The sequence below is a fragment of the Caulobacter sp. RHG1 genome (genome assembly GCF_013181195.1).
Classification (GTDB): domain Bacteria; phylum Pseudomonadota; class Alphaproteobacteria; order Caulobacterales; family Caulobacteraceae; genus Caulobacter.
The window spans coordinates 458,742-481,452 of the sequence record NZ_SMZP01000002.1 but is presented as its reverse complement, the minus strand read 5'-3'; the positions used below and the strand labels follow the sequence as shown (position 1 = coordinate 481,452).

The window sequence follows — 22,711 nt, the reverse complement described above, 5'->3', positions numbered from 1 at the left end:
CCGCAGGGCGTCCCCATTCCGACGAGGAAAACCACGATGACGTCGATCCCGCGCCTGATAACCCTGGGCCGCGCCAGCCGCCTGACCCAGAGCAAGGGCATTATCTACCCGGAAGACGCCAGTCCGATCACTCGCTACGACGTCTGAGCGCCTGCGCGGACGGTTCAAATATAGGTTTGAATATAGGTGATCCGCCCGGCCTCCTTGAGGTGTCGCGACGTCTCGCGGCGCTTTATCAAGGAGACCCGTCAATGACGCTTCAGTTCGCTCTGACCCGCGTGGGAAAGGCTTCGGCCCTGACCCAGTCTGGTGGCGGAACGCTGTTCCTCGAAGACAACATGATCCTCAGGTACGACCCGATCTGACCTGAGTGGGCCGCCGCCAGGGGCGTCCGGCGGCCCATGGTAGATCCCCCATTCCATCCCAAGGCCACCTCGAGACCCAGAGGTCCGTGATGCAGCTTCGTCTCGGTGAGGACGTTCATGCCGTAATGATCGACGGCGACGCCGTCTTTCTCGACGTCAACGCCGACGCCTATTTCTGCCTGCCGCAGATCGGCGCGGCTCTGACCATTGAAGGCTCGGTCCTATCGACACCCGAACAAGCGCTGGCCGACGGCTTGTGCGCCTCGGGTCTGGCCAGAATCCACGCGTCCGCCTTGCGTCGGGCGCCTGCGCCGTCACCGCCGACGCGTACGGCGCGCGCGCTGATCGGTCCAGAAACGCTGGACACCGCCTGGCCGCGCGGCCGCCACTGGCGCGCCCTGGGCCAGGCGGCGATCGCCGCTGCCATCGGGCGCCGCCAAACCTTCGCGCGGCTCCTCCCCGTGCAGGGCGTCCATGCGCCGGCGCCAGATCCGCGCCTCCTGACAGACCTGGCGGTGTTTCGGCGATTGGTCCCATGGCTGCCGCTGGACGGGCTCTGCCTCTATCGCAGCCATCTGCTCAGGACCTACCTCGTCGCCCTGGGCCATTCCGTCGACTGGATGTTTGGGGTCCGCACCTGGCCGTTCCGCGCCCACTGCTGGCTGCAGGCCGGCGACGTCGCGCTCGATGACGAGGCCGAGCGCGTCAACGCCTATCACCCGATCATGGTGCGTTGAGATGGCTTACCTTGTTCTCGTCCACGCGCCAGGGCAGCCCGGACAGACATGCGACGCCATGGTCGCCGACCTCAAGGCGCGGGGCTGGGTCGTGAAGATGAAGGCGTTCGCGCTGGTCGTCCTGACGCAGGGCGCCGCTCCGCCTGTCATGGCGCTTGAGGGGCGCCAGGGCGTGGGCGGCGTCTTGATCGGTCGTGTCCATGACCGTGGCGAACTCGGCGCGGGGCCCTTGAATGAAGCCGATCTCAAAGGGCTGATCGAGCAAGAGCCGCACGACGCCTGCGCTTGGCTGATCGACAAGGTCTGGGGCGGCTACGTCGCTGTGCTGGCCCCGGATCGCCGGGAGCCACCGACGGTCTTGCGCGACCCGACCGGTTCGATCGAGGCCTTCGTCTGGCGTCGCGACGGTGTCACGGTCATCAGCTCGGACCTCCCTGAAGGTCTCGCCGCGCCGCCTGATCTGGCGCTGGACTGGGAGCAGATCGCCAACATCCTCGTCGACCCGGCCCGCAGCGGCGGGGCGCTGCCGTTGACGGGCGTCCTGGCCGTGGATCCAGGGGCTTGTCGGTTTGGCCCAGGGGGCCAACTCGATCGCGTGCTGTGGTCGCCGGCCCGCTTCGCGCACCGGGGGCGCGGCGGCGCGTGGGCCAGTCGCGCCGAGCTGCGCGCCTGCGTTGACGGCGTGGTTGCGTCCCTGGCCGCCGAAACGGACAGGATCGTCTGCGAGATTTCCGGTGGCCTGGACTCGGCGATCGTCGCCACCAGCCTGACGGCGGTAGGACGACCTGCGGACCACGGCATCAACTTCTTCCGTGATCAGTTCGAGGCCGATGAGCGGATCTACGCACAGGACGCGGCCGAGCGCGCCGGCGTGCCGCTGGAGGTCGTTCGCCGCACCCCTTTCGGTTTGGACACGGCGACCCTGGCCCTTAGCGCAGGATCGGTGCGTCCCAACTTCAATGCGCTCGATCCGGGTTACGACCAGGCCTTGAGTGACGCCTTGGCGCGGACGGGCGCTGAAGTGCTCTTCACCGGGCACGGGGGCGATGTGGTCTTCCTGCAGGTCGGCGCGGCGAGTCTCGCCGCCGACCTGCTGGCTGGCGCCCCCTGCGAAGGCAGTCGCCTGCAGCGCCTGGCCCAGGTGGCGCGGCGCACCCGGCGTTCGATCTGGAGCCTCGGCCTTGAAGCGGTGCGCGGGAAACCGAGCTCCCTTTCGCCGGAGGGGCAGGTCTCGCCGTTCGGGATCGTCAGGCGCGGCGTCCCGCATACGCCACACCCCTGGGTGGTCGAAGGTGTGGCGTCGGGCAAGAGGGCGCAGATCGGCGGCCTGGTAGGGAGCTTGACCTTGAACGGCGCCACACGGCGCGCCGAGCGCGCGCGTCTGGCTCATCCGCTGCTCAGCCAGCCGGTGATCGAGCTGTGCCTGGGCATCCCCGCGACCGTGCTGAGCGCCGGCGAGACCGAACGCAGCTACGCCCGAGAGACCTTCTCCGATCGCCTGCCGACGTCGATCGTCGAGCGGCGGTCCAAGGGCGACATCAGCGTCTTCCTGGGACGCAGCCTGGCCGCCAGCCTCGACTTCCTGCGTCCCTTCCTGCTCGAAGGGCGCTTGGCCGCCGAGGGCTTGATCGACACCGAGCGGTTGGAGGCGGCGCTCAACGTCGAGGCCATGGTCTGGAAGGACGCCTCGGTCGAGATCTTGGCCGCCGCGACCCTAGAGGCCTGGATCGGCCACTGGGAGGGGAGGATCGCGGCGGCCGGCCGTCAGGGCGCAGAGGGCGCGCCGTTGACGGCCTCCGGACCGCCGAACGCCTCTGTCAGGAAGGCGAAGGCGCGGCGATAGAGGTCGCGGGTGTTGTCGGGGCTGATCGTCATGTGCTGTTCGCCGCGATAGACGACGAGCTGGGCGTCCTTGCCGTCCCGGGCCAAGGCCGAGAACATCCCCTGCGCCAGAATGATGCCAAAGTCGAGGTCGCCCAGGAACATCAGCACCGGAGCGGAGATCTTGCTGGCCTGGTAGCGGGGGCTGTTGGCCTGGTAGAGTTCGGGGGCCTCCTCGGGCCTGGCGCCCATGCGTCCCTGGCCGGCTTCGGTGTAGGATTGAAAGCCGCCAAGGCTCACGGCCACCTCCGGCGCGGTCAGGGTGTTGAGCCGATAGGTGTCGTGGATCCATCCCAGGTCGGTGATCGGGGCCGAGGCGATCAGGGCCTTGAAGCGCGGGGATTCCGAACCCGCGAGTAGCGTGCCATAGCCGCCATAGCTATGGCCCCAGATCGCCAGTTTGGTCGCCGAAAGACCGGGTTGCTGGCGGCGCGCCGCGTCGACGGCCAGGAGCATCGCCTCGGCCAGCCTTGGCGCGGGCGGCTCATCGACCGCCAGGGGCAGGCTCGGCACGAGGACGGCATAGCCCTTGCCGACCATTGCTTGGGCGCAGGTATCGAAACAGTCGACGCCTGGCGACTGGCGGGCCGGAGCGGTGTCATATCGCGTTCCCGGATAGGGAACGATGATCAAACCTCGGTCGTCGGAAGCCTTGTGTCCGGGAGGCAGATAGAGCCAGGAGGTGAGCGGTTCGCCATGGATGCCCGTGTGGGTGACGGTGATAGGTTTGGCAAAGCCCACATCCGACAGGGGGTGGTTGATCGTTGTGATCGGAATAGGTTTGTCATCGCGAGGGCGCAGCATGACATGCGTGACCCCGTGCGGATCCGTGGCTGCTGTCGCGACCGCGCCGGTGCGCGTCGAGAAGGCCAGGATGCGATCGGCCGGGTCGACGGAGGCGCCTGGACCCGTCGCGCCGTCGGCCGCCAACCACCGCGTTTTGTCCCCGTTTGGGTCGAGCAGGATCGAGGGCCTGACCCCGCCGAGTGACAAGCCGGGCGCAAGGCGCGCCGTCGAGGATGCCACTAGACGTGGGGGGGCTCGGCCGTCGATGCGGAAGACCCCCTTTGCACTTCGGACCAGGACCGCATCGCCCTGTGCTGCCGCGACCGTGCTCGAGGTCTGTTCCAGCGTGGCGGTGAGATTGCGCGGCTTGGCGCCCAGGCTCCACCAGTCGGCGCGGGCGTCGCCGGCGCGACGCGCATAGCCCGCGGGCTCGCCGCCGACCCAGACCGCCTGGCCCACCGGTGTAACCAGGCTGCTTTGAGAGACCTCGTCGAGGACGAGGTTCGGCGCGAGTTGATCAGCCCCGCCGCGCACGGGAAAGCGCCAGTAAGTGTAGGGCTTGGCGTAGCGGTCTCCCTCCCGAGCGGCGGCGGCAATTGTCTTGCCGTCGCGCGACCAAGCCCAGGATTTGTAGAGCATGTCACAGCGCGGGCAGGGCTTGGTCTGCTGGCCAGTTTGCAGGTCGACGAAGCTGAGCCGCCGCCAGCGTGACGGCTGTCCCCCAAGCGCCCTGGGCACGGTTGCGTCGGGCTGGGTGAGGCCGTCCTCTTCGAGCATCGCCGCGCTGGCGCCGTCGGGCGATAGCAGCATGTCGATGAAGGCGCCCTTGGCCAGGGGCCGCACGACGCCTGTCTCGGCATTAAAGGCAACGAGCGCCAGAGGCTGCGGCTTCGGCGTCAGGTCGCGATAGCGACCGCTCCCCAGGACAGTGCCGGAATAGAGCCCGCGGCCCTGGTCGGCCCAGGCCGCTGACAGGCGCGCCTGGGTCTGCCATCCCGCCCCCAGCACCATCGAGCCGACCTCCGGCGGCTTGTCGATCACGACGACTTCGCGATCGTTGCGCCAGCGCGCGGAGGCGGTCCAGACCTCGGCGTCCGTCGTCAAGCCCGACCACCGGACCGCGCCGGTCGCCAGGGTCACGACGCCCATTTCCCGTCGGCGGTTCTTGAGGCGGAAGACCAGCACCCTGGCGCCGTCCGGCGAAAACGCCCCGAAACTGTCGCCGGCCTGCGGGTCGGTGAGCAGCAGGGGGCGGGCGGGGCCGCCGGAATGGGTGTCGACCACCAGCAGACGGCGAATGGTATGGCCGTGCAGCCATTCGTGGTCGAAGTTGGGGGCGTCTTTCATGGGGCCTTGCCGCTCCAGGACGAGCCAGCGCCCGTCCGGCGAGAAGGCCGCATGGCCTAGGTCTTCGAGCGACACAAGGTCCTCGACGGTGAAGGGACGCTCGGCGCGGGCGGGCGAGACGCCCAGCGCGCAGGCGAGCGCAAGCGTTGCGAAAACTCGCATCACGGATCTCCGGGATTTTCAGGAAAAGAGGGGGCCTACCAGGCCTTGGTCAGTTGCAGGGCGACGACGCGGCCTTGAGGGTCGTAGTTGGCTGGGTCGTATCCGACACCCACCGGCGAGTCGTAGAACGGCGGATCGCTGTCGAAGAGGTTCTGGACGGTGAGGGCGAGCGTCACCCCCTTCAACGGACCGCTGCGGGCCGAGCCCGTGTACTGGACCTGCAGGTCGGCTGTGGTCTGGGCCGAGATGCTGACGCCCGTGACCGTGTGGAGGTCACCGACATGGTTGAGGCTGCCGGTAAGGCTGTAGGGGCCGTGCGACCAGGTGGCCGAGACCCGCGCGCGCAAGTCGGCGGGGTACTCGGCCATCCCGGCCAGCTCCACGCTTTGGGCGGCGGCCGTGATCTTGCGCTTGTAGGACAGCAACCAGGAGAGGTTGCCGGAGATCACCAGCGGATCGCCGTTCACGCGCAGGCCATAGGACCCGGAGAGATCAACGCCCCGAACCTTGAAGTCGCCTGTGTTGACGTAGCGGGCGTCGGCGATGGCGCGGTAGGCCTCTGGCGCGTAGAGCCCAGCGGCCGTGGAGGTGGCCTGCTTCAACAGCTCCTTGATCAGGGCCAGGTCGGCCGGGTTGGTGTTCGGACTGACGAACTGGCGAAACGGGGCCAGATCCGGCGCGGTCAGCACCGTCGCCAGGTTGTTGATCGCCGGCTGACCGATGCGGCCGGCGAAGGTCGTGTTCCAGAGCGTGGCGTTCAGCCGAAGATCGGGGCGGGTCGCGGGCGCATACTCCAGGCCCGTGGTCCAGGACTTGGCGGTTTGCGGTTGTAGGTCGGGGTTGCCGCCATAGCGCAGCAAGGTCAGGACCGTGCTTGTCCCAACGCTGATGTTCACGGGCGTGACGCGCTGGGCGTCGGTAAGCTCACCCAGTGACGGCGCGCGGAATGACTCGCCATAGGTGGCCTTGGCGTTCCAGTCCTGCACCGGCGACCAGACCAGACCAAGCTTGGGAACGGTGCTGGTTGCGCCACCCTCGTATTGCTCGCGCCGCACGGCCAGGGACAGGTCGAGACGCTCCAAGCCCGGTCGCCGATTGTCCGGACCAAACAGCGGCGCGCGCGCTTCGGCGAATAGGGCCCCGACCTTGCGGTCACCATAGCGCGAGAAGGTGGGGACGGGGGTGAGGCCGGACGCCGCCGATAGACCGATGGTTTTGAGGTGCTCCTGCCGCCACTGGGCGCCGAGCGCCAACCGTACCGGCCCAGCCGGCAGACGAAAGAGCGCGCCGTCGGCCGTCACGCTGGCGGTGTCCAGGCGCCCGACTGTGCGCCGCGTCTCCCAGCCGGAGGTCACGAAATCCAGAACCTTCTGGTTGTTGCGCCCTGTGCCGATGAACGGGTTGAAATAGCCGTCGCGCGCGGCGCTGTAGGCCGTCGCCGGATTGTCCGGGATGTTGCCCAGCGCTTCATTGAGGAACGTCGCGTTGAGCACATTCGACGCCCGATTGGTGGCGAGTTCCTCGGCGTGGAGTCCATAGGCGTCCAGCCGCCAGTCGCCGGGCAAGCGCACCTTGGCCCCGATCGACAGACCTCGGCTCTGCACATTGCCCGCGCTTTTCAGGCCATTGGTCTCGTTCAAAAACGAGTAGGCCAAGATGTGCGACGCCGAGCCGTTCGGCGAGACGAAGTAGGGGTTGTTGCGACCGACGGTCAGGGAGGTTTGCGGCGCCGCAGAGTAGTCATTGTAACGCCGATCACTGTACCGGGCGTCGGCGGTCAGGGTGACGCGCGGGCCGACATCCTGGGTGGCGGCGATGTAGAGACTGCCGCGTTCCTGGGTCGGCAGCAGGCTCATCGTCTTGCGCCAGTTGGCCAGATTGCGCTGGCCGGGGAGAAAGTCGCTGGGCTTGAGGGCCGTCCCGTCCTGACCCGCCGGAATGGCGTAGATCGGCACGAGTGAGAACGTCACGGGATCAACGCCCAGGATCGTGGCCGGCTGGCTGTAGAACAGCCGATGGTCCGTCCCCCCGAACCGGCGCAGATCCGTGTCGGCCGCATAGTCACGCCTCGCCGCCATCAGGCGGTCCCGGCGTTGGTACTCGCCGCTGAGCAGGATCGAGCCGCTGCCCCAACCACGTCCGAAGGTTTGGGCGAACTGTCTCTGGCCCAGGTCCCCGCGGGTGGAGCCGCCGATCCGGGCCCGCGTTTCCGCGCCCTCGTAGCGGTCACGCATCACGATGTTGACCACACCGCCGACCGCGTCCGAGCCATAGAGCGCCGAGGCGCCGTCCAGCAGAATCTCGACCCGGGCGACGGCGGCGAGCGGGATCGCCGAGACATCGGCGAAGTCACCCATCAGACCCGCCCCGGCCATCCGCCGACCGTTGATCAGGACAAGCGTCGCGTCCGCGCCAAGGCCGCGCAGATTGACCCCGGTCGCGCGGCTGCCGTTTGTCGTCGTTGGGTCCGAACCCGTGGCGCCGGCGTCATCGCTCGCCGTGCCGCCGAACGCTTGCGGCGTGTTGCTGAGCGCCTCAGCGACCGTGGCGTAGCCGGCGCGATCGATCTCAGCGCGATCGAGCACCACGACGGGCGAGGCCCCGTCCTTGACGCCCCGAATGTGGGAGCCGACGACGATCTCAGAAAGCTCAGTCGCCGTCTCGTTGGCGTCCGCCAGCCTGATCGGCGACGGCGCCGTCTGCGTCACGGCCGCAGACACCGTGTCGTCGCCCTGTAGCGTCGTGGGCGGCGCGGTAGACACAGGCAGGCGGCCGGCGCGCAGCACGAGCACGCCGGGCCTGGCGGTTTCGACCTGGATGCCGGAACCGGCCAACAGCTGATCGAGCGCCTGGTAGACGCTGTACCGGCCCTCAAGCGCCGCAGCGCGCCTTCCCGCGACGAGATCGCGCGAGAACAGGATCCGCACCCGTGCCTGGGTCGCCAGACTGATGATCGCTGCGTCTAGCGGTCCGGCGCTGATCTTGACCGCCGCCGGCGCTTCGGCGGGATCGGCCGCCCGCGCGGGCGCCGCCACCATCATGGTCATCGCCGCGCCCCCGAGCAGCATCGCCTGAAACTTGCCCATTCTCATCCCCCTGGCTGACGGGCGCCGTCTTGGCGAGGCGCTTTGGCCGTCAGCGGTGAGGGGGGGACGCGCAACTGGGGGGGCTCGGGTAGTTGGCTCGTGAAAAAATTATGACGTCATGTCGGCGCGCCGTTTGCGCCGAGCATGATGTCGCCGTTCTTCAGCTTCGTGGCCTTAAGCCCAAAGAGCAGGGTGGCGGCGGAGACGAATTCGGCGGTGTCGCCGGCCTCGAACGCGCCGCTAATGACTTGGTCTCGTGGCGCGGAAGCGTCCAAAATGATCTTGGTCTTGCTGTAGCGGTTCAGTTCCTTGACGGTTTCGGCCAGGGTCGCGCCGTGGAAGGTGATGGCGCCGGTTCGCCAGCTGGTGGCCGCGGCGACATCCACTGCGGTGGGGCGTGCCGAAGCCGCGGCGCCCCCCAGGACCAAGCCCTGGCCGGGCGCGAGCGTCCATCCGTCCTCACCATCGTGCTGTTCGGTGACCGCCACGCGGCCTTGGGCCAGCACGACCCGGACCTCCTGACCATCGCGACGAACATCGAACTGGGTTCCAACCGCGCGTACTTGGGCGGGACCTGCGGCGACCACGAAGGGCCGAGCCTTGTCGTGGGCCACGTCGAAGAAGGCCTCGCCACGGAGTAACTCCACCCGTCGCATCGCGCCGGAGAAGCGCACGCGCAGCTTGCTGTCGGTGTTGAGACGCACCTGGGTGCCGTCGTCCAGGCGCAGACTCGAGATTTCGCCAATCCGGGTGCCATAGGTTTCGCCGACGAAGGGCTTGAGGACCACGATCGTGACGCCGATCAGTCCCGCGAGCGCCAGGCCCGCGCTCCAGAAGCGCGCATCGGCGGCCGGGCCACGGCGCGGACGTTCAGGCGACCGCGCCAGCGCTGCCTCGGCGGCCTTGCGCATGGCCGGGTTGTCGCGCAGTCCACGGACCGCCCGACTGATATCCTCGATCTCGTTGTAGGCTGCGAGGTTGGCGGGGTCGCGGCTCCAACGCTGGAACCGTGTCAGCTCCTCGGTCTCGATCGGCGTGCGGCTCAGGCGCGCAAACCAGTCTGCGGCCTCAAGGTCGCGCCGTTCCGTCTCTGGCGTGTTGGCGATCATGACGGAGCGTTCGTCTCGCGCAGCGCCTTACGTGTGAGTGCCAGTGCTTCGCGCATGCGATGATGAACCGTCGTCACTGGAATGTTCCTGAGCTTCGCGACATCGGCATAGGACAGGCCTTGGACGTGTGTCAGAACGAAAACATCTAACAACTTAGACGGCAGGGCCAGCACGATTCGAGAAAGGTTGGTCTCGACCTCCTGTTGCGCGTCTTCGGCGGCCTCGTCGATCACCCTGGCGGCTTCGTCCTGCCCGATCTCGCGGCGGCGATTGCGGAACCAGTCGCGCGCCAGATTGTCGGCGATTTCCATCAAGAACGCCTTTGGGTGTCGGATCGACCCGGCGACCTCATAGGGCGCGGCGCGCAGATAGGTGTCCTGCGCCAGGTCGTCGGCGAGCGCTGCGCCGTAGCGCTTGCGCAGCTTGTCGCGCAGCCACTTGTCGTGACGCCGACAGAGTCTTTCGAGCGCCGCGTTGACTTCCGCCAAACTCGGCGATGGGGGGAGCGAGCCGTCCACGGGGATATCCAACCAGAGATTGCCCCACAGAATCCTACATAAAATGTAGCCTGAGAAGATAGTAATTCGGAAAACATGGCTTGTTGAGCGCTGTCTGAGCGTATTGCCGTCGCCGAACATCTCCTGACGCATTTGGGTCGGAGTGTATGGCAAGTCTTGAAGAGCAGGTTGGAGCGCTGGTGCGGCATCACCGTAAGCTTGCTGGCCTGACCCAGGCTCAGCTCGCTGAACGGATTGGCCGACAAACCGGTGCTGTCACCCGCATTGAGACCGGTGAAGCGGCACCATCCTTCGAGACGCTCTCAAGCTTGGCGAGTGCGCTTGGTGTCGAGATCCGCGACTTCTTCGGCGTCGGCGTTCACCCTGTTCGGGATGATCATCATGATCCGCTTGTCGCCATCGTGTCCAAGCTCGCGCCGCTAACCGCTGAGGAGCTTGTTGCGGTCGACGAGATGATTGGAGCTGCTTTGCGGATCAAGAAGTCGCGTTAATCGACTGCGGGGATTGCCGCGGGGATCCTGCCCAAAAAGCGCGATTAATCCTAGTAAATCGACGGATATGCCGCGCCTGTTGGCGCGGTTTTAGCGCCCGAAGCTATGGCGAAAACGCTTTTCCATGGCCACGCTGTGCGCGTCGGTAGCGCTTCTGGCGCCATGGTTTCATGGCCGCGCTCGCATCTCCGACGGGATCGAGGCAGTCGCCCGGCGGAGGCGCCGACGGCGGCTGGCGCGCTTACGCCAAGCTGGATGTGCCGCAATTCGCGTGGGAGTTCCTGCGCCGCAATCCCGTCTACCGAAGAGAGTTCGCGGGCCGTGACGCGCGCGATCCCGCCACGGTGGACCTTCGATGGGGTCTGAGGTTTCCCGTCGATCCGGAGCAGGGGGCTGGCGAGGCCGATGTGTTCTGGCGGCCCGAAGTGGCGCCGGGCATTGTCGTTCCGCTGACGCGCCATTCCGTCGATCGGGGATTGATCGTCCTCCAACTACCGCCAGGCCGCGTCCGGTCCTCGGAGGAGGGGCTTCACATTCGGCTGGCCGCGGGCCTGCAGGTGCTGCTTCGCGGTTTAGAAGATAGCTCCGGCCCCATGGCTGTTTTGCTCGCCTATGACGCAGACTTCGGGCTGCGCGTACGCGCGGCCGAAGCCTTGCATCGTGCCGCGCGAGGGCGGCCGCCGCCGAAGTCGCGGCTGACGATGGCGCAGCGTCTGCGCCTAGCGCGCTGTCTTGAAGCGCTGGACGGACGGCTTCGCGGCGATAGCTACCGTTCAATCGCCTCGGCCCTTTTCGGCGAGCACGTCATCGCGGAAGAGGCATGGCGGACGGCGTCTTTGCGGGCCACCACCATCCGCCTGGCCCGCGCGGGCAAAGCGCTGATGGAGGGTGGGTATTTGAAGCTCCTTCGCGGCGGCCTCTGAGGGGGTGACGAAAACAGGGGAGGCGGTCTTCGTCATCCCCCCAGGCGCCGATCGTCCGCCAGCCTATCCGAACGACGCCGGCCGTATCCGCGCGTCGCCGAGGATACGCCATGACCGCCAACGGCGCAGCGGGCCCACCGCGACATCTCAGGACACCGGAAGCGGCGCGCTTCCTCGGGCTGTCCGACCGGACCCTGGAGAAGCATCGCTCCTACGGAACCGGTCCGATCTACCGCAAGATCGGCGGGCGGGTCGTCTACACGCTCGATGATCTGCAGGCCTGGTCTGAGCGCGCCGCGCGCGTGTCCACCAGCGATCCCAACGCCCAGATCGTGTCGCCGGCCAAGCGCCATGCCGCGAGCGCGCCAGCCTTCGCGTCGCCGACTTCGCGCGACGAGGAGGACGGGCGGTGACCACCCAAGTCGATCTTCTCTGGCTCGACGGACAGATCGAGCGCTGGATCCGCTTTGGCCGTAGCGCGAGCGAACGCATCGTCGATCGGCGCCGTCGCGTCGTCGTGTTCGCGCCAGGGGCTGTCTTTGCGTTCGTGCGCTGGCGCAGCGGCGATTACGGAACGGTCGAGTCCCGTATCGCCATTTTGCGCGCGGTCCGGCCCGGTGAGGCTTTCACCACCTATCCCTTCGTCGCTCCGGGCGCGGAGATCCTGCTGAACCTCAGCGGCTGGGCGCGCGTCCAGGCCGTGCTGGACGCCGTCGATGCCGTCGAGCGTCTGGGCTTCGTCCCAAGCGACGTAGCACCCGACTATTGGCGACATGTCGGCGCCCGGATCGGCGTTGGGCTACCGCCTCGGACCTATGAGCGCGCACGCCATCGCGCCTGGCTCCTGCGCCGGAGATTGGCGCGATGACCGCTCGATTTCACCTCATGACGGCGGCCGGCTTCGGCTGTGCTCTGATCCTGGCGCCGCTGGCGACCCCGCCGAACAAGCGGCTCATCTATAACGCGACGAGTAGCGCGCCCCTGGGCTTCTACTGGCTCGGGTCCGGCCAACCGGTCGTCGGCGATCTGGCGCTTGTCCGGCCTCCGCTCCAGCTCGCCCGATGGATGGCCGCACGCCGTTACCTGCCGCTCAACGTGCCGCTCATCAAGCGCGTGGCCGCCGTTCAGGGACAGGTCGTCTGCATCCAGGACGACGTGGTGACCATTGACGGCAGGAACGTCGGCGCGGTCCTGAAGCGCGACCGGGCGGGCCGTCTGCTGAACCCCTCGACGATCTGCCGCCCCCTGCGCGCCGAAGAGGTCTTCCTTCTCAACACCGCGCCGCGCAGCCTGGACGGACGCTACTTCGGACCTTTGCCGCGCCAGTCTGTCGTCGGCCGCCTGACGCCGCTTTGGACGTGGGGGCGCTGACCGTGGCCTTCACACCACCTCTTTCCTGGTTCGGCCCGCTTTGCGTTTCTTTCCTCGTCCCGGCCAAGGTCGAGACAGCGATCGCGCGCAGCCGCGGTCAAGGGCGGCCCCTGGGCCGGCGCGCCTCGCGCGCTTCCCTTGACGGCGGCGAGCACGGTCGCACGCTTGAGACTGGCGGGGCTTCGCACAAGCTCGTTCCCCCACGGCCGATGGGGTGGGCCGTGATCCTCGTCTCGGCGGTGGTCTGTCTCGCACCACTGTCAAAGTCGCATGGCGCGACCGTGTCCGCCCGGGAGGGGATGTCCATACCCAGCGCTGTCGAGGAAGCTGCGGCGCGGTTTCGACTGCCGCCCAGCTGGATCTATGCGGTGATCGCCGCAGAAAGCGGGGGCGATGCGCGCGCCGTCTCGCCCAAGGGCGCGATGGGGTTGATGCAGCTGATGCCCGCCACTTGGCGCGCCCTCAGCGCCGAGCATGGGTTGGGCGCGGATCCATTCGATCGACGCAGCAATGTGTTGGCGGGTGCGGCTTACCTGCGAGAACTCTACGACCGGTTCGGTGCGGATGGCTTTCTGGCCGCCTACAACGCAGGACCAGGCCGATACGCCGAGGCGCGCGATGGGCGCAGGCAATTGCCGGCCGAGACGCTGATCTATGTGGCCCGAGTCGAACGGTCGATTCTGGACTGGGGTGAGGGGGCGGCGGCTTGGAATGCGCCGCGCAGTATCGATTGGCGCGCGGCCGGACTGTTTGCTTCGGATCAGGAGCGGATAGACCAGGGGACGACCCAAACGCTGTTCGTCGGTGTGACGGGGCGGGTCGCGCCATGATCGACTTCAGGACGCCGACCGGTTTGAAGGGCTCGCGGAAGAGCCTTGAGGAGCGCGATTTCCAGGGCGGGAGAGATGGCGAGATAAAAGGGCCGGGACCCTTTGGGTCCATGGCCTTGATGGTGTTGAAGAATTTCCGGGACCTGCCAAGCGGCTCAGGTCCCGGAGTCCAAGAGTTTTCCCGCTTTTTCAACCCGTTATCCGGGACCTTAGCGGGGGTTGACCGCGATGTCTGACGACGAGGCGTTTTTCCTTCGATTGGGCCGGATCGGCGATCGCGGTGCTGGAAGCCTGCCGCGCGCCCGCAGTTTCGTACACGAGGTGCTGGCGGCTTCGCGTAAGACCGGGCTGGGCGCGTTTGATGTGAAGGGCGAGGCGCGCGTGCGGCGATCGGGCCGAGGACGGGATGCTGGGCGCCGATCCTTCGCGTCCAATCGCAGGGTCGTCATCAAGGCCCGTATCGTTCGCCACGGCGGCGCGCGCTATCGCGCGGCGCCGCTGGCCATGCACCTGCGGTACTTGCGGCGAGAAGGCGTCACCAGGGACGGCACCCCGGCGGAAATGTTCGATCGCGAAGGGCCGGCCGACCACGGCGCCTTCGCCGAACGCTGCGAGCATGACCGGCACCATTTCCGATTTATTGTCTCGCCTGAGGATGGCGCGGCGCTCGCCGACCTGCGCGCCACGACCCGGGAGTTGATGGCGCAGGCCGAGAAGGACCTGAACACCCGACTGGACTGGGTCGCGGTCGATCACTGGAACACCGAACATCCTCATGTCCACGTCCTGGTCCGGGGTGTCGGCGAGGATGGTCGCGACCTGGTCATAGACCGTGACTACATCAGCGAGGGCATGCGCCGGCGCGCCGAAGCGCTGGTGTCCATCGAGCTGGGACCCAGGACGCCGGCCGAGCTGGCCGCAAGTCTGGACAGGGAGGTCGAAGCCGAGCGCTGGACGAGCCTGGACCGCCAGCTTCGCGATCGTTTGAACGCGGAAGATCTGGTCGACCTGCGCGCCGATCCTGGCGGAGTGGATTCTGTCCCGCCAAGGCTTATCGGGCGAGCGCGCTTTCTGCAAAAACTCGGCCTGGCCTCGGAGCATGGCGGACAATGGCGGCTAGACGACGACATCGAGGCGAGGCTTCGCGCCCTTGGAGAGCGCGGCGACATCATCAAGACCCTCCATCGCGCCTGGCGCGGCGAGCGTGACGCGACAGACTTGCAGATCCGCGGCGAGCGCCTGGAGGCGCCTTTGCTGGGTCGGCTTGCCGATCGTGGGTTGCATGACGAACTGACCGGGCAGGCCTATGTCGTCGTCGATGCTGTGGACGGCCGGCTGTACCACGTCCGCTTGCGCGATCTCGGCGCGGCGGGTGACACGCCCATCGGCGGCATCGTCGAAATCCGCCAGCGTGTCATCGAGGGAGAAAAGCCCTCCTTGGAGCTGGCGCATCGCGCCGACCTGACCATCGAAAAGCAGGTGACCGCCTCGGGCGCCACCTGGCTGGACCGCCAACTGGTCGTCAAGGACCCGGCGTCGCTGGCTGGCCATGGCTTCGGACAGGAGGTCCGCGTCGCGTTGGATGCGCGGCGCGCGCACCTGCAGCGGCTGGGGCTAGCCGACCGGCTCGGGCGACCCCGGGCGGGGCTGCTCGGGACGCTTCGGTCGCAGGAGCTGGAACGCATCGCCGCGAACATCCGAACCGAGACGGGCGCGACCCTCAACGACGCCAAAATCGGCGACGGCGTCCAGGGCGTCTACCAGCGCCGGTTCGACTTGGCGTCGGGTCGGTTCGCCATGATCGACGACGGACTTGGCTTCCAGCTCGTGCCCTGGACCAGGGCCTTGGAAGACCGCCTCGGGCAGGAGGTGAAGGGAACGATGACCCCGGGCGGAGGGGTCGACTGGGCGCTCGGTCGCAAGCGGGGGAGAGGGCTTTGAATGTGAGCCATCTCCATGAGTGGAACGAAAATTCTCTGGGGCCAGATCCTGGTCGTCGGCCTTCTGGCCATTGCTGGCGTGTGGCTGGCGACGGAGTGGACAGCGTGGCGGTTGGGGTTTCAACCGCAGCTTGGACCACCGTGGTTTTACCTCGGGACATGGCCCGTCTATCCGCCACCGGCCTTCTTCTTTTGGTGGTTCGTCTTCGACGCCTATGCCCCCGATGTGTTCGCGCGCGGCGCGTTCATGGCGGCTGGCGGAACGATGGCCGCTGTCTTCGTCGCCATCGGCATGTCGATCTGGCGCGCCCGCGAAGCCAAGAAAGTCACGACCTACGGCTCAGCGCGGTGGGCGACGGAAGGTGAGGCGAGGGCGGCGAACCTGCTCGGTCAGGACGGTGTGGTCCTGGGGCGCCTTGGCCAGCACTACCTACGCCATGATGGTCCCGAGCATATCCTGTGCTTTGCCCCGACGCGCTCGGGCAAGGGTGTGGGCCTAGTCGTCCCGACACTTTTGACCTGGCCCGGCTCTGCCGTTGTGCACGATATCAAGGGCGAGAACTGGGAGCTGACCGCGGCCTGTCGGGCCAAGGTCGGAGCGGTCCTGCTGTTCGACCCGACCAACCCAAAATCCAGCGCCTACAACCCCCTGCTGGAAGTCCGGCGCGGCCCCACCGAAGTTCGCGATGTTCAGAATATCGCCGACATCCTGGTCGACCCCGATGGCGCCCTGGAGCGACGCAGCCATTGGGACAAGACCAGCCACAGCCTCTTGGTCGGAGCCATTCTCCACGTCCTCTATGCCGAGCCGGACAAGACCCTGGCTGGCGTCGCCAACTTTCTCGCCGACCCCAAGCGCACCATTGAGGCGACCCTGCGGGCGATGATGGCGACCCCGCATCTTGGCGACCGGGTCCACCCCGTCGTCGCCAGCGCAGCGCGAGAGCTGCTGAACAAAAGCGAGAACGAAAGATCAGGGGTCCTCAGCACCGCGATGAGCTTCCTGGGTCTCTATCGAGATCCGATCGCTTCGGCCGTGACCTCCCGGTGCGATTGGCGGATCGACGACCTCGTCGCCCCGGGACGGCCCGTCACGCTCTACCTGGTGGTGCCGCCCTCGGATATCAGTCGGACGCGGCCGCTTATCCGTCTGATCCTCAATCAGATCGGTCGACGTCTTACCGAGGGGCTGGAGTCGGCCCGGCATCGGCCTCAGCTGCTGCTGATGCTCGACGAGTTTCCGGCGCTCGGACGGCTCGATTTCTTTGAGCAGGCGATGGCGTTCATGGCCGGGTACCGCATCAAGGCCTTCCTGATCGCTCAAAGCCTGAACCAGATCGCCAAGGCGTACGGCGAGAACAATTCCATCCTCGATAACTGCCACGTTCGGGTCGCGTTCTCGACAAACGACGAGCGCACGGCGCGACGGATCAGCGACAGCCTTGGCACCGCCACCGAGATGCGGGCGATGAAAAACTACGCCGGCCATCGACTGTCACCCTGGCTTGGTCACTTGATGGTCAGCCGTCAGGAAACGGCGCGACCCCTGCTCACGCCTGGCGAGGTGATGCAGCTGTCGGCGGACGAGGCGATCGTGCAGGTGTCCGGGGTCGCGCCCATCCGGGCCACGAAGGTGCGCTATTACCTGGATCGCGAGTTGCAGTCTCGTGTCGGCAAGCCGCCGCAGGAGCCGGCAATACTGCTGCCAACTTCGCTTTCGGACTGGGTCTCGGTCGTGGTCGCCGAGGATGAGGCGCGGCGTCGCGTTGCGACCGAGACCGATGAGGGCGGGCTCAAGATTGAACCTGAACTGGATGCGCCGGTGAAGGAGGTACCTGCGAGCGAGCCAGCTGGACCGGACGTCGATCAGGACCTCGATGTCGACGACACCATCCAGGCTGAGCAGTCGCGCCGGTTCCGCGCCGCGGCTCGGATCGCGGCGATGGATCCAGATGACGGCATCCCGCTATGAAGGTTCAGACGAAGGTCTTCCTGTCGCGCGACCTGTCGCTGGCGCTTGACGCCGCGGCGCGGCGGATGAAGCGGTCGAAATCCGAGATCACTCAAGCGGCCTTGGCCTCTTACCTGTCGCCTGATGGGGATGAGGCGGCCGAGGCCGCGGTCAGTCGTCGTCTCGATCGAATGACCCGCGAGATGGAGCGGCTGGCGCGAGATGTCACCATCTCCAACGAGGCCGTCGCACTGTTCGTGAAGGCCTGGTTGACGGCGACGCCAAGCCTGGCGTCAGGCGATCAGCGGGCTCAGAACATCAAGGGGCAGGAGCGATACGCCGGGTTCCTTGAAGCGCTGTCGCGACGACTTTCGTCGGGGCGGCTGCTGCGAACTGAAGTGCTCAGCGAAGCCGAGGCTGATGCCGGATAGACATGGTCATCGAGAACCCGGGCGGCTTCGCAGTTGCGCAGCACCAATCGACCTGTTTGTGCTGGGCTCCTCAAACTGGTGATCTAAGATCTTTGCTACCGGGGCGAGCGGTGTAGCTTTACCGTCCTGCACGAGACTTTCGACCGACGGGGTAAGACCATTGAGTACGATCGAACGGGCGCCCGATCAGACCGATGCTGGCTCGCTTTGGCGTCGATGGGAGCCGCACATCCATGCTCCAGGAACGCTATTCAATGACCAGTTCAAAGGCCCCGACGCCTGGGCGGACTACCTCACCGCCCTGGAGACAGCGACACCGGTTATTCGAGCCGTCGCCGTCACAGACTACTATGGCGTCGAAACCTATCAGCGCGTGGTGGATGCCCAGCGCCGAGATGGGCGATTGCCCGATGTGGGTCTCGTCTTTCCGAACGTAGAGCTGCGCTTGGATGTCGCCACGGTCAAGGAGCGCTGGACCAACCTCCATTTGCTCGTCAGTCCCGAGGATCCTGATCATGTTCAGGAGATTGAGCGATTCCTAGGCCGACTGCGCTTCGAGGCGCACGGCGATCATCTGTCTTGCACGCGGGCGGACCTGATCAAGCTGGGTCGAAAATCTAAACCGGAGATCGTGGACGACCAGGCCGCATTCCGGCACGGGGCTTCGCAGTTCAAAGTCAATTTCGGAAAGCTGCGCGAGGAGTTCGCCCGCAGCGATTGGGCTAAGGCCAACATTCTAGTCGCCGTCGCGGGCGCGGAAACCGATGGGACATCGGGGATCCGCGAGGCCGCCGACGCCACCCTCCGCCAGGAGATCGAGAAGTTCGCCCATGTCATCTTCGCCAGCAGTCCAGGTCAGCGGGATTTTTGGCTAGGTCGAAAGCCAGGCATGAGCGCGGAGCAACTGCGCGAGCGTTACGACGGCTGCAAGCCTTGCCTGCACGGCAGTGACGCGCATGACACCGCAAGTGTCGGCAAGCCCTTTGGCGAGCGCTACTCCTGGGTGAAAGGCGGGCTGGAATTCGACGCGTTACGTCAGGCCTGTATCGATCCGGCGGGGCGCGCATATGTGGGGGCGCAGCCGCCTTTCCGCGCCACTCCCGCGCGGGTGATCTCTCGCGTGGAGGTAACCGGCGCGGCTTGGGCCACGACCCCGAACCTTCCCCTTAACCCAGGCCTCGTAGCGGTTATCGGCGCTCGCGGATCTGGAAAGACGGCCCTTGCCGATGCGATCGCGGCAGGTTGCGACGCCACTTCAGACCGCCTGAGCAACGCGTCGTTTCTCGTCAGGGCGCGCGAGCATCTGACAGGCGCGGGGGTTCGACTTGTGTGGGAAACCGGCGAGCCATCGACCCGGTCCCTAATCGACAAAGACGCGGATCCCTCATTGTACCCGCGCGCACGCTATCTCTCTCAGAAATTCGTCGAAGAGCTGTGTTCGGCCGATGGCCTTAGAGACGATCTGATCAGCGAGATCGAGCGGGTGATCTTCGAGGCTCATTCGCCGCTGGAGCGCGACGGTACGACGGATTTCGCGGAACTTCGGGACCTTCGCACAACGGTGCTCAGTGACAGCCGTGTGCGGGATGAAGAGGCGATCGCCGCTCTCTCCGACCAGATCGGCATCGAACGTGAGAAGCAGTCCCAGGTCGCCGGATTCAAATCTCAGATCACTCAGAAAGAGCAGTTGATCGCGGGCTACATCAAGGGCCGGGACGCGCTGGTTTCAACAGGCGGCGCCGAGCGGGTGGCGCGGTTAAACACTTTGGCCGAGGCCGCCGACCATGTTCGCACTCAGATTCGTCTCTGGTCCCTCGAAGCTCAAACATTGAGGTCGCTTCAAAACGACGTATCCGATTTCCGAACCAACCGGTCTCCAATGGCTCTCCGAACGGCCAAACAGACCTTCGCTGGCGCTAAGCTAGGGGATGAACAGTGGGATGCTTTCAAGCAGACCTATCTAGGGGATGTCGACATCACTCTGCTGGAGAAACTGGCGCACGCGGACAAGCAGGTTGGTCTATGGCGCGGCCAGGCGCAGCAACCGAAGGCCGACGTTCAGGAATCCTACCTCGCTGAGGACGCTGACCTGAAGCAGAGCTCCTTGGGATTGTTGGAGGCCGAGGTCGGGCGGATCCAGCGGCTGATCAACATCGATACCGATACGGCGACACGTCTTCGGCAAATGACCGCCAAGATCGGTGACGAAAACGCCGCCTTAGCTCGGCTTCGTACGTCGCTCGCCGACTGTGAGGCCGCAGACGAGCGCATTGTGCAGCTGCAGATCGATCGTGAAGCGGCCTATTCTCGGATTTTCAATGCGATCGTCGGCGAGGAACAAGTTCTTCAAGAGCTTTACCGCCCTCTGATGGATCGTCTCGGCGCCGCATCGGGCACACTCAAGAAGCTGTCATTTTCGGTCACCCGTGCCGCCGATGTGCAGCGTTGGGCTAAGGAGGGGGAGGGGCTGTTCGACAAGCGGCGCGCAGGCCCGTTCAAGGGCGTTGGAACGCTTGAGGCTTGGGCTGAAGCCCTTCTCAAAGAAGCGTGGGAAACCGGAGACCCGGCTGCGGTGGCCTCAGCGATGCTAGGCTTTCGGCAGGCGCATCAGGCTGAATTACTAGATCTGTCCGACGCGCCAAAATCCCAGCAGGCGGACTATCGCGCTTGGCTGCGTCGGTTTGCCAAATGGCTTTACGGCACCGCGCACATTCAGCTGAGCTACAGCATCGACTACGAAGGCGTGGACATCCGTAAGCTGTCGCCCGGCACGCGCGGGATCGTGCTTCTGCTGCTCTACCTCGCGCTCGATGACGCCGATGACCGTCCGTTGATTATCGATCAGCCCGAGGAGAACCTTGATCCAAAGTCGATCTATGACGAGCTGGTGCAGCTCTTCATTGAAGCCAAGGTGAAGCGTCAGGTGATCATGGTCACCCATAACGCTAACCTGGTGGTCAACACCGACGCCGATCAGATTATCGTCGCGCGCGCTGGTGCTCACACTCCTGGTGAGCTGCCGCCAATCCGCTACCTGTCTGGTGGACTTGAAAACGCGGAGATGCGCCGGCACGTCTGCGATATTCTCGAGGGAGGAGAGACGGCATTTCAGGAACGCGCCAGGCGACTGCGCGTCAGGCTGGAGCGCTAACTCCCGATCACGGCTCCCGGCCCTGGCTCAGGATGTCCCACCAGGGTAGGACCAGCCCTAGCTTGTCCTTGAAGGGGTAAGGTTTTTCGATCGCGGTCAGGGTCAAATCGGGCTCAGCCTCATCTGGGATAGGCTTGTCTCGACAGGCCCGTCGCAACTGGTCGAGGATGATTTCGTCGGGCTGGTTCAGAACGAGGTTTTCAAGATTTTCCACTGAGTAGATCGCGATCGGCTTCATATCGCTCTCTGCGATTTCAGGGGCCCGTTCGAGAACCATCTGCCGCGCCCTAGACAGGATTTTTTCCTTCGTCGTGAAGGACACTTGGACCCATGAGTCCAAAGTCAACACGACACCGATGGCGTTGTCGTCAATAGCGGTGTCAGCGGTATCGCCTTCCCGCGAATGGGCAAAGTATCTCCAGATCTGAAAAACGCCCTTGGCGATTTCGTCAAAGCCGCGGTTGCCATCATCCAGTGGGTTCAAGGTGAACTTACTGTCGAACGACATCTTGGTCGCCTTGCACTCTACGACGCAAACCAAGCTTCCCCCGTGCCTGGCGAGAAGGTCGGGGGAGTCGATGTGATTTTTGCGCCTTCGATATCTGTATTCGCCCGAGAAGGTGAGGCTTTGAATTGTCGATGACAGCAAATCGGAGGCGTAGGTCTCGAACCTGGCGCCGATTTCATTCCGAACCTCGGCTCCGCCGCCAATGACGTCGTAGTATACGCCCGCAGTGGTGCGCGCCAACACCAACTCCGGCAACGGCACGAGGACTTTGGAGCCGTCCAACATGCCTCGAATGCCGGGCTTGGCGCGAAGCACGCTCGGCGCGTACGCCGGATGCCGGCGGCCGGCGCGTAGACTGCGCGCCTGGCTTCGCATCGAGGACAGAGGCGCACAAATTGCCGCCATCGCGTTCTCTTGCTGTTGCCGCGAAATGCCCAGCGGCGACAAATCCAGCGTGAAATCCACGTAGGGTGAACGCTCAAGGGCGCCCCAGACCGCCATGCCGGTGGCCGACAGGGCGTTCAGCGACAGGCCGCGATCACGCAGATGCGCGGCCGCGTGATCCCCGCCGTAGAGGCGAGCCGATCGATAGAAGGATGAGAGATTCAGGTCCCCGTGTTGCCAGTGAAACTGCTGGTGGGTGATGCGATCGACGGCGCGAAGGATGTTTTCCGGGGTAAGTTCAAGGCCATCCTCCAAGTCCTCCCATCGACGCAACCGATTGGCCATTCTCGCAATGGTGGCCCACCGACCGCAATTTAGGAGGACTGGCTGCTGACCAGCACGGGGGCGTCGCTTTGGAGTGGTCATCAACTCGTTGACCAAGGTCTCAAGCAGCCAAGGAAAGATATACTGTCCCTTGTTGAGCTCGGTCGTGTGGGCTTCTGGCGGGGCTAGGAAGACTTTTCGGTGCGCGTCGCCAGCCCGCGTCTGCAACTCGCGTGTCGCCCAGATCAGGCGGCAGAAGGCTTCATCATCGGCTAGCGCCAGATCGCCGTGAAGGCGGTTCTTGGCCCTGATAGCCTTCAACTTGCTCAAGACGCTGCCTCTAAGGCTCCGACTCCTCGACGTTCGCACGTTGGGTGAAGCTTCGCGAGCGGCAGTTGCGATCTCCCGGGTCGAGT

The 22,711-nt window shown here is 65.7% G+C and carries 17 protein-coding genes; 12 read left to right on the top strand and 5 right to left on the bottom strand.

All coding sequences use genetic code 11. The features are described from left to right. The first annotated feature begins 454 nt into the window (after nucleotides 1-454). Both E1H18_RS05970 and E1H18_RS05965 read left to right on the top strand, forming a co-directional pair. The gene (locus tag E1H18_RS05970) at nucleotides 455-1,102 is read left to right on the top strand and encodes a lasso peptide biosynthesis B2 protein (RefSeq protein ID WP_172264685.1); all 648 of its coding nucleotides are present in this window, start codon (nucleotides 455-457) and stop codon (nucleotides 1,100-1,102) included. A gap of 58 nt (nucleotides 1,103-1,160) precedes the next feature. Then, the gene (locus E1H18_RS05965) at nucleotides 1,161-2,945 is read left to right on the top strand and encodes an asparagine synthase C-terminal domain-containing protein (RefSeq protein ID WP_172264683.1); all 1,785 of its coding nucleotides are present in this window, start codon (nucleotides 1,161-1,163) and stop codon (nucleotides 2,943-2,945) included. Here E1H18_RS05965 and E1H18_RS05960 read toward each other — a convergent pair. The 4 genes from E1H18_RS05960 to E1H18_RS05945 form a co-directional block, all read right to left on the bottom strand. Then, nucleotides 2,867-5,278 (bottom strand): prolyl oligopeptidase family serine peptidase, encoded by a 2,412-nt coding sequence (locus E1H18_RS05960; RefSeq protein ID WP_172264681.1) that lies wholly within the window; start codon nucleotides 5,276-5,278, stop codon nucleotides 2,867-2,869. The genes E1H18_RS05965 and E1H18_RS05960 overlap by 79 nt on opposite strands. 35 nt (nucleotides 5,279-5,313) lie before the next feature. Further along, entirely contained in the window at nucleotides 5,314-8,364 is a 3,051-nt protein-coding gene (locus E1H18_RS05955) for a TonB-dependent receptor (RefSeq protein ID WP_241735905.1), read from the bottom strand. Nucleotides 8,365-8,480: 116 nt separating this feature from the next. Next, entirely contained in the window at nucleotides 8,481-9,473 is a 993-nt protein-coding gene (locus E1H18_RS05950; RefSeq protein WP_172264678.1) for a FecR family protein, read from the bottom strand. Further along, nucleotides 9,470-10,111: an RNA polymerase sigma factor gene (locus E1H18_RS05945; protein WP_172264676.1), complete on the bottom strand. Its 642-nt coding sequence runs from the start codon at nucleotides 10,109-10,111 to the stop codon at nucleotides 9,470-9,472. The genes E1H18_RS05950 and E1H18_RS05945 overlap by 4 nt, the downstream gene beginning before the upstream one ends. Before the next feature lie 26 nt (nucleotides 10,112-10,137). Between E1H18_RS05945 and E1H18_RS05940 the strand changes: the two genes are divergently transcribed. The 10 genes from E1H18_RS05940 to E1H18_RS05895 all read left to right on the top strand — a co-directional run bounded on the left by E1H18_RS05940 (nucleotide 10,138) and on the right by E1H18_RS05895 (nucleotide 21,079). Then, entirely contained in the window at nucleotides 10,138-10,482 is a 345-nt protein-coding gene (locus E1H18_RS05940; protein ID WP_172264673.1) for a helix-turn-helix domain-containing protein, read from the top strand. Between the two features lie 170 nt (nucleotides 10,483-10,652). After that, nucleotides 10,653-11,405, top strand: coding sequence for a DUF2285 domain-containing protein (locus E1H18_RS05935; RefSeq protein WP_172264670.1), 753 nt, complete (start codon nucleotides 10,653-10,655; stop codon nucleotides 11,403-11,405). A gap of 110 nt (nucleotides 11,406-11,515) precedes the next feature. Then, a complete protein-coding gene (locus tag E1H18_RS05930; RefSeq protein WP_172264667.1) occupies nucleotides 11,516-11,818 on the top strand; it encodes an AlpA family transcriptional regulator in 303 nt (100 codons plus the stop codon). Next, the gene (locus E1H18_RS05925) at nucleotides 11,815-12,273 is read left to right on the top strand and encodes a DUF2840 domain-containing protein (RefSeq protein WP_172264664.1); all 459 of its coding nucleotides are present in this window, start codon (nucleotides 11,815-11,817) and stop codon (nucleotides 12,271-12,273) included. The genes E1H18_RS05930 and E1H18_RS05925 overlap by 4 nt, the downstream gene beginning before the upstream one ends. Further along, nucleotides 12,270-12,776, top strand: a complete 507-nt coding sequence (locus E1H18_RS05920) for a S26 family signal peptidase (protein ID WP_206679029.1) — start codon at nucleotides 12,270-12,272, stop codon at nucleotides 12,774-12,776. The genes E1H18_RS05925 and E1H18_RS05920 overlap by 4 nt, the downstream gene beginning before the upstream one ends. A 221-nt stretch (nucleotides 12,777-12,997) precedes the next feature. Further along, entirely contained in the window at nucleotides 12,998-13,606 is a 609-nt protein-coding gene (locus E1H18_RS05915; protein ID WP_370526438.1) for a lytic transglycosylase domain-containing protein, read from the top strand. Between the two features lie 228 nt (nucleotides 13,607-13,834). Further along, nucleotides 13,835-15,547 (top strand): DUF3363 domain-containing protein, encoded by a 1,713-nt coding sequence (locus E1H18_RS05910; RefSeq protein WP_172264662.1) that lies wholly within the window; start codon nucleotides 13,835-13,837, stop codon nucleotides 15,545-15,547. A gap of 15 nt (nucleotides 15,548-15,562) precedes the next feature. Then, nucleotides 15,563-17,518: a conjugal transfer protein TraG gene (locus tag E1H18_RS05905; RefSeq protein WP_172264659.1), complete on the top strand. Its 1,956-nt coding sequence runs from the start codon at nucleotides 15,563-15,565 to the stop codon at nucleotides 17,516-17,518. After that, nucleotides 17,515-17,928 carry a CopG family transcriptional regulator gene (locus tag E1H18_RS05900; RefSeq protein WP_172264656.1) on the top strand — a complete coding sequence of 138 codons (414 nt, stop codon included), beginning with the start codon at nucleotides 17,515-17,517 and terminating at the stop codon, nucleotides 17,926-17,928. The genes E1H18_RS05905 and E1H18_RS05900 overlap by 4 nt, the downstream gene beginning before the upstream one ends. 160 nt (nucleotides 17,929-18,088) lie before the next feature. After that, entirely contained in the window at nucleotides 18,089-21,079 is a 2,991-nt protein-coding gene (locus tag E1H18_RS05895; RefSeq protein ID WP_194247883.1) for a TrlF family AAA-like ATPase, read from the top strand. Nucleotides 21,080-21,086: 7 nt separating this feature from the next. Here the strand turns inward: E1H18_RS05895 and E1H18_RS05890 are convergent, their stop codons facing one another. Next, complete coding sequence (locus E1H18_RS05890) at nucleotides 21,087-22,625, bottom strand: hypothetical protein (protein WP_172264653.1); 1,539 nt, start codon at nucleotides 22,623-22,625, stop codon at nucleotides 21,087-21,089. Nucleotides 22,626-22,711 lie beyond the last annotated feature (86 nt).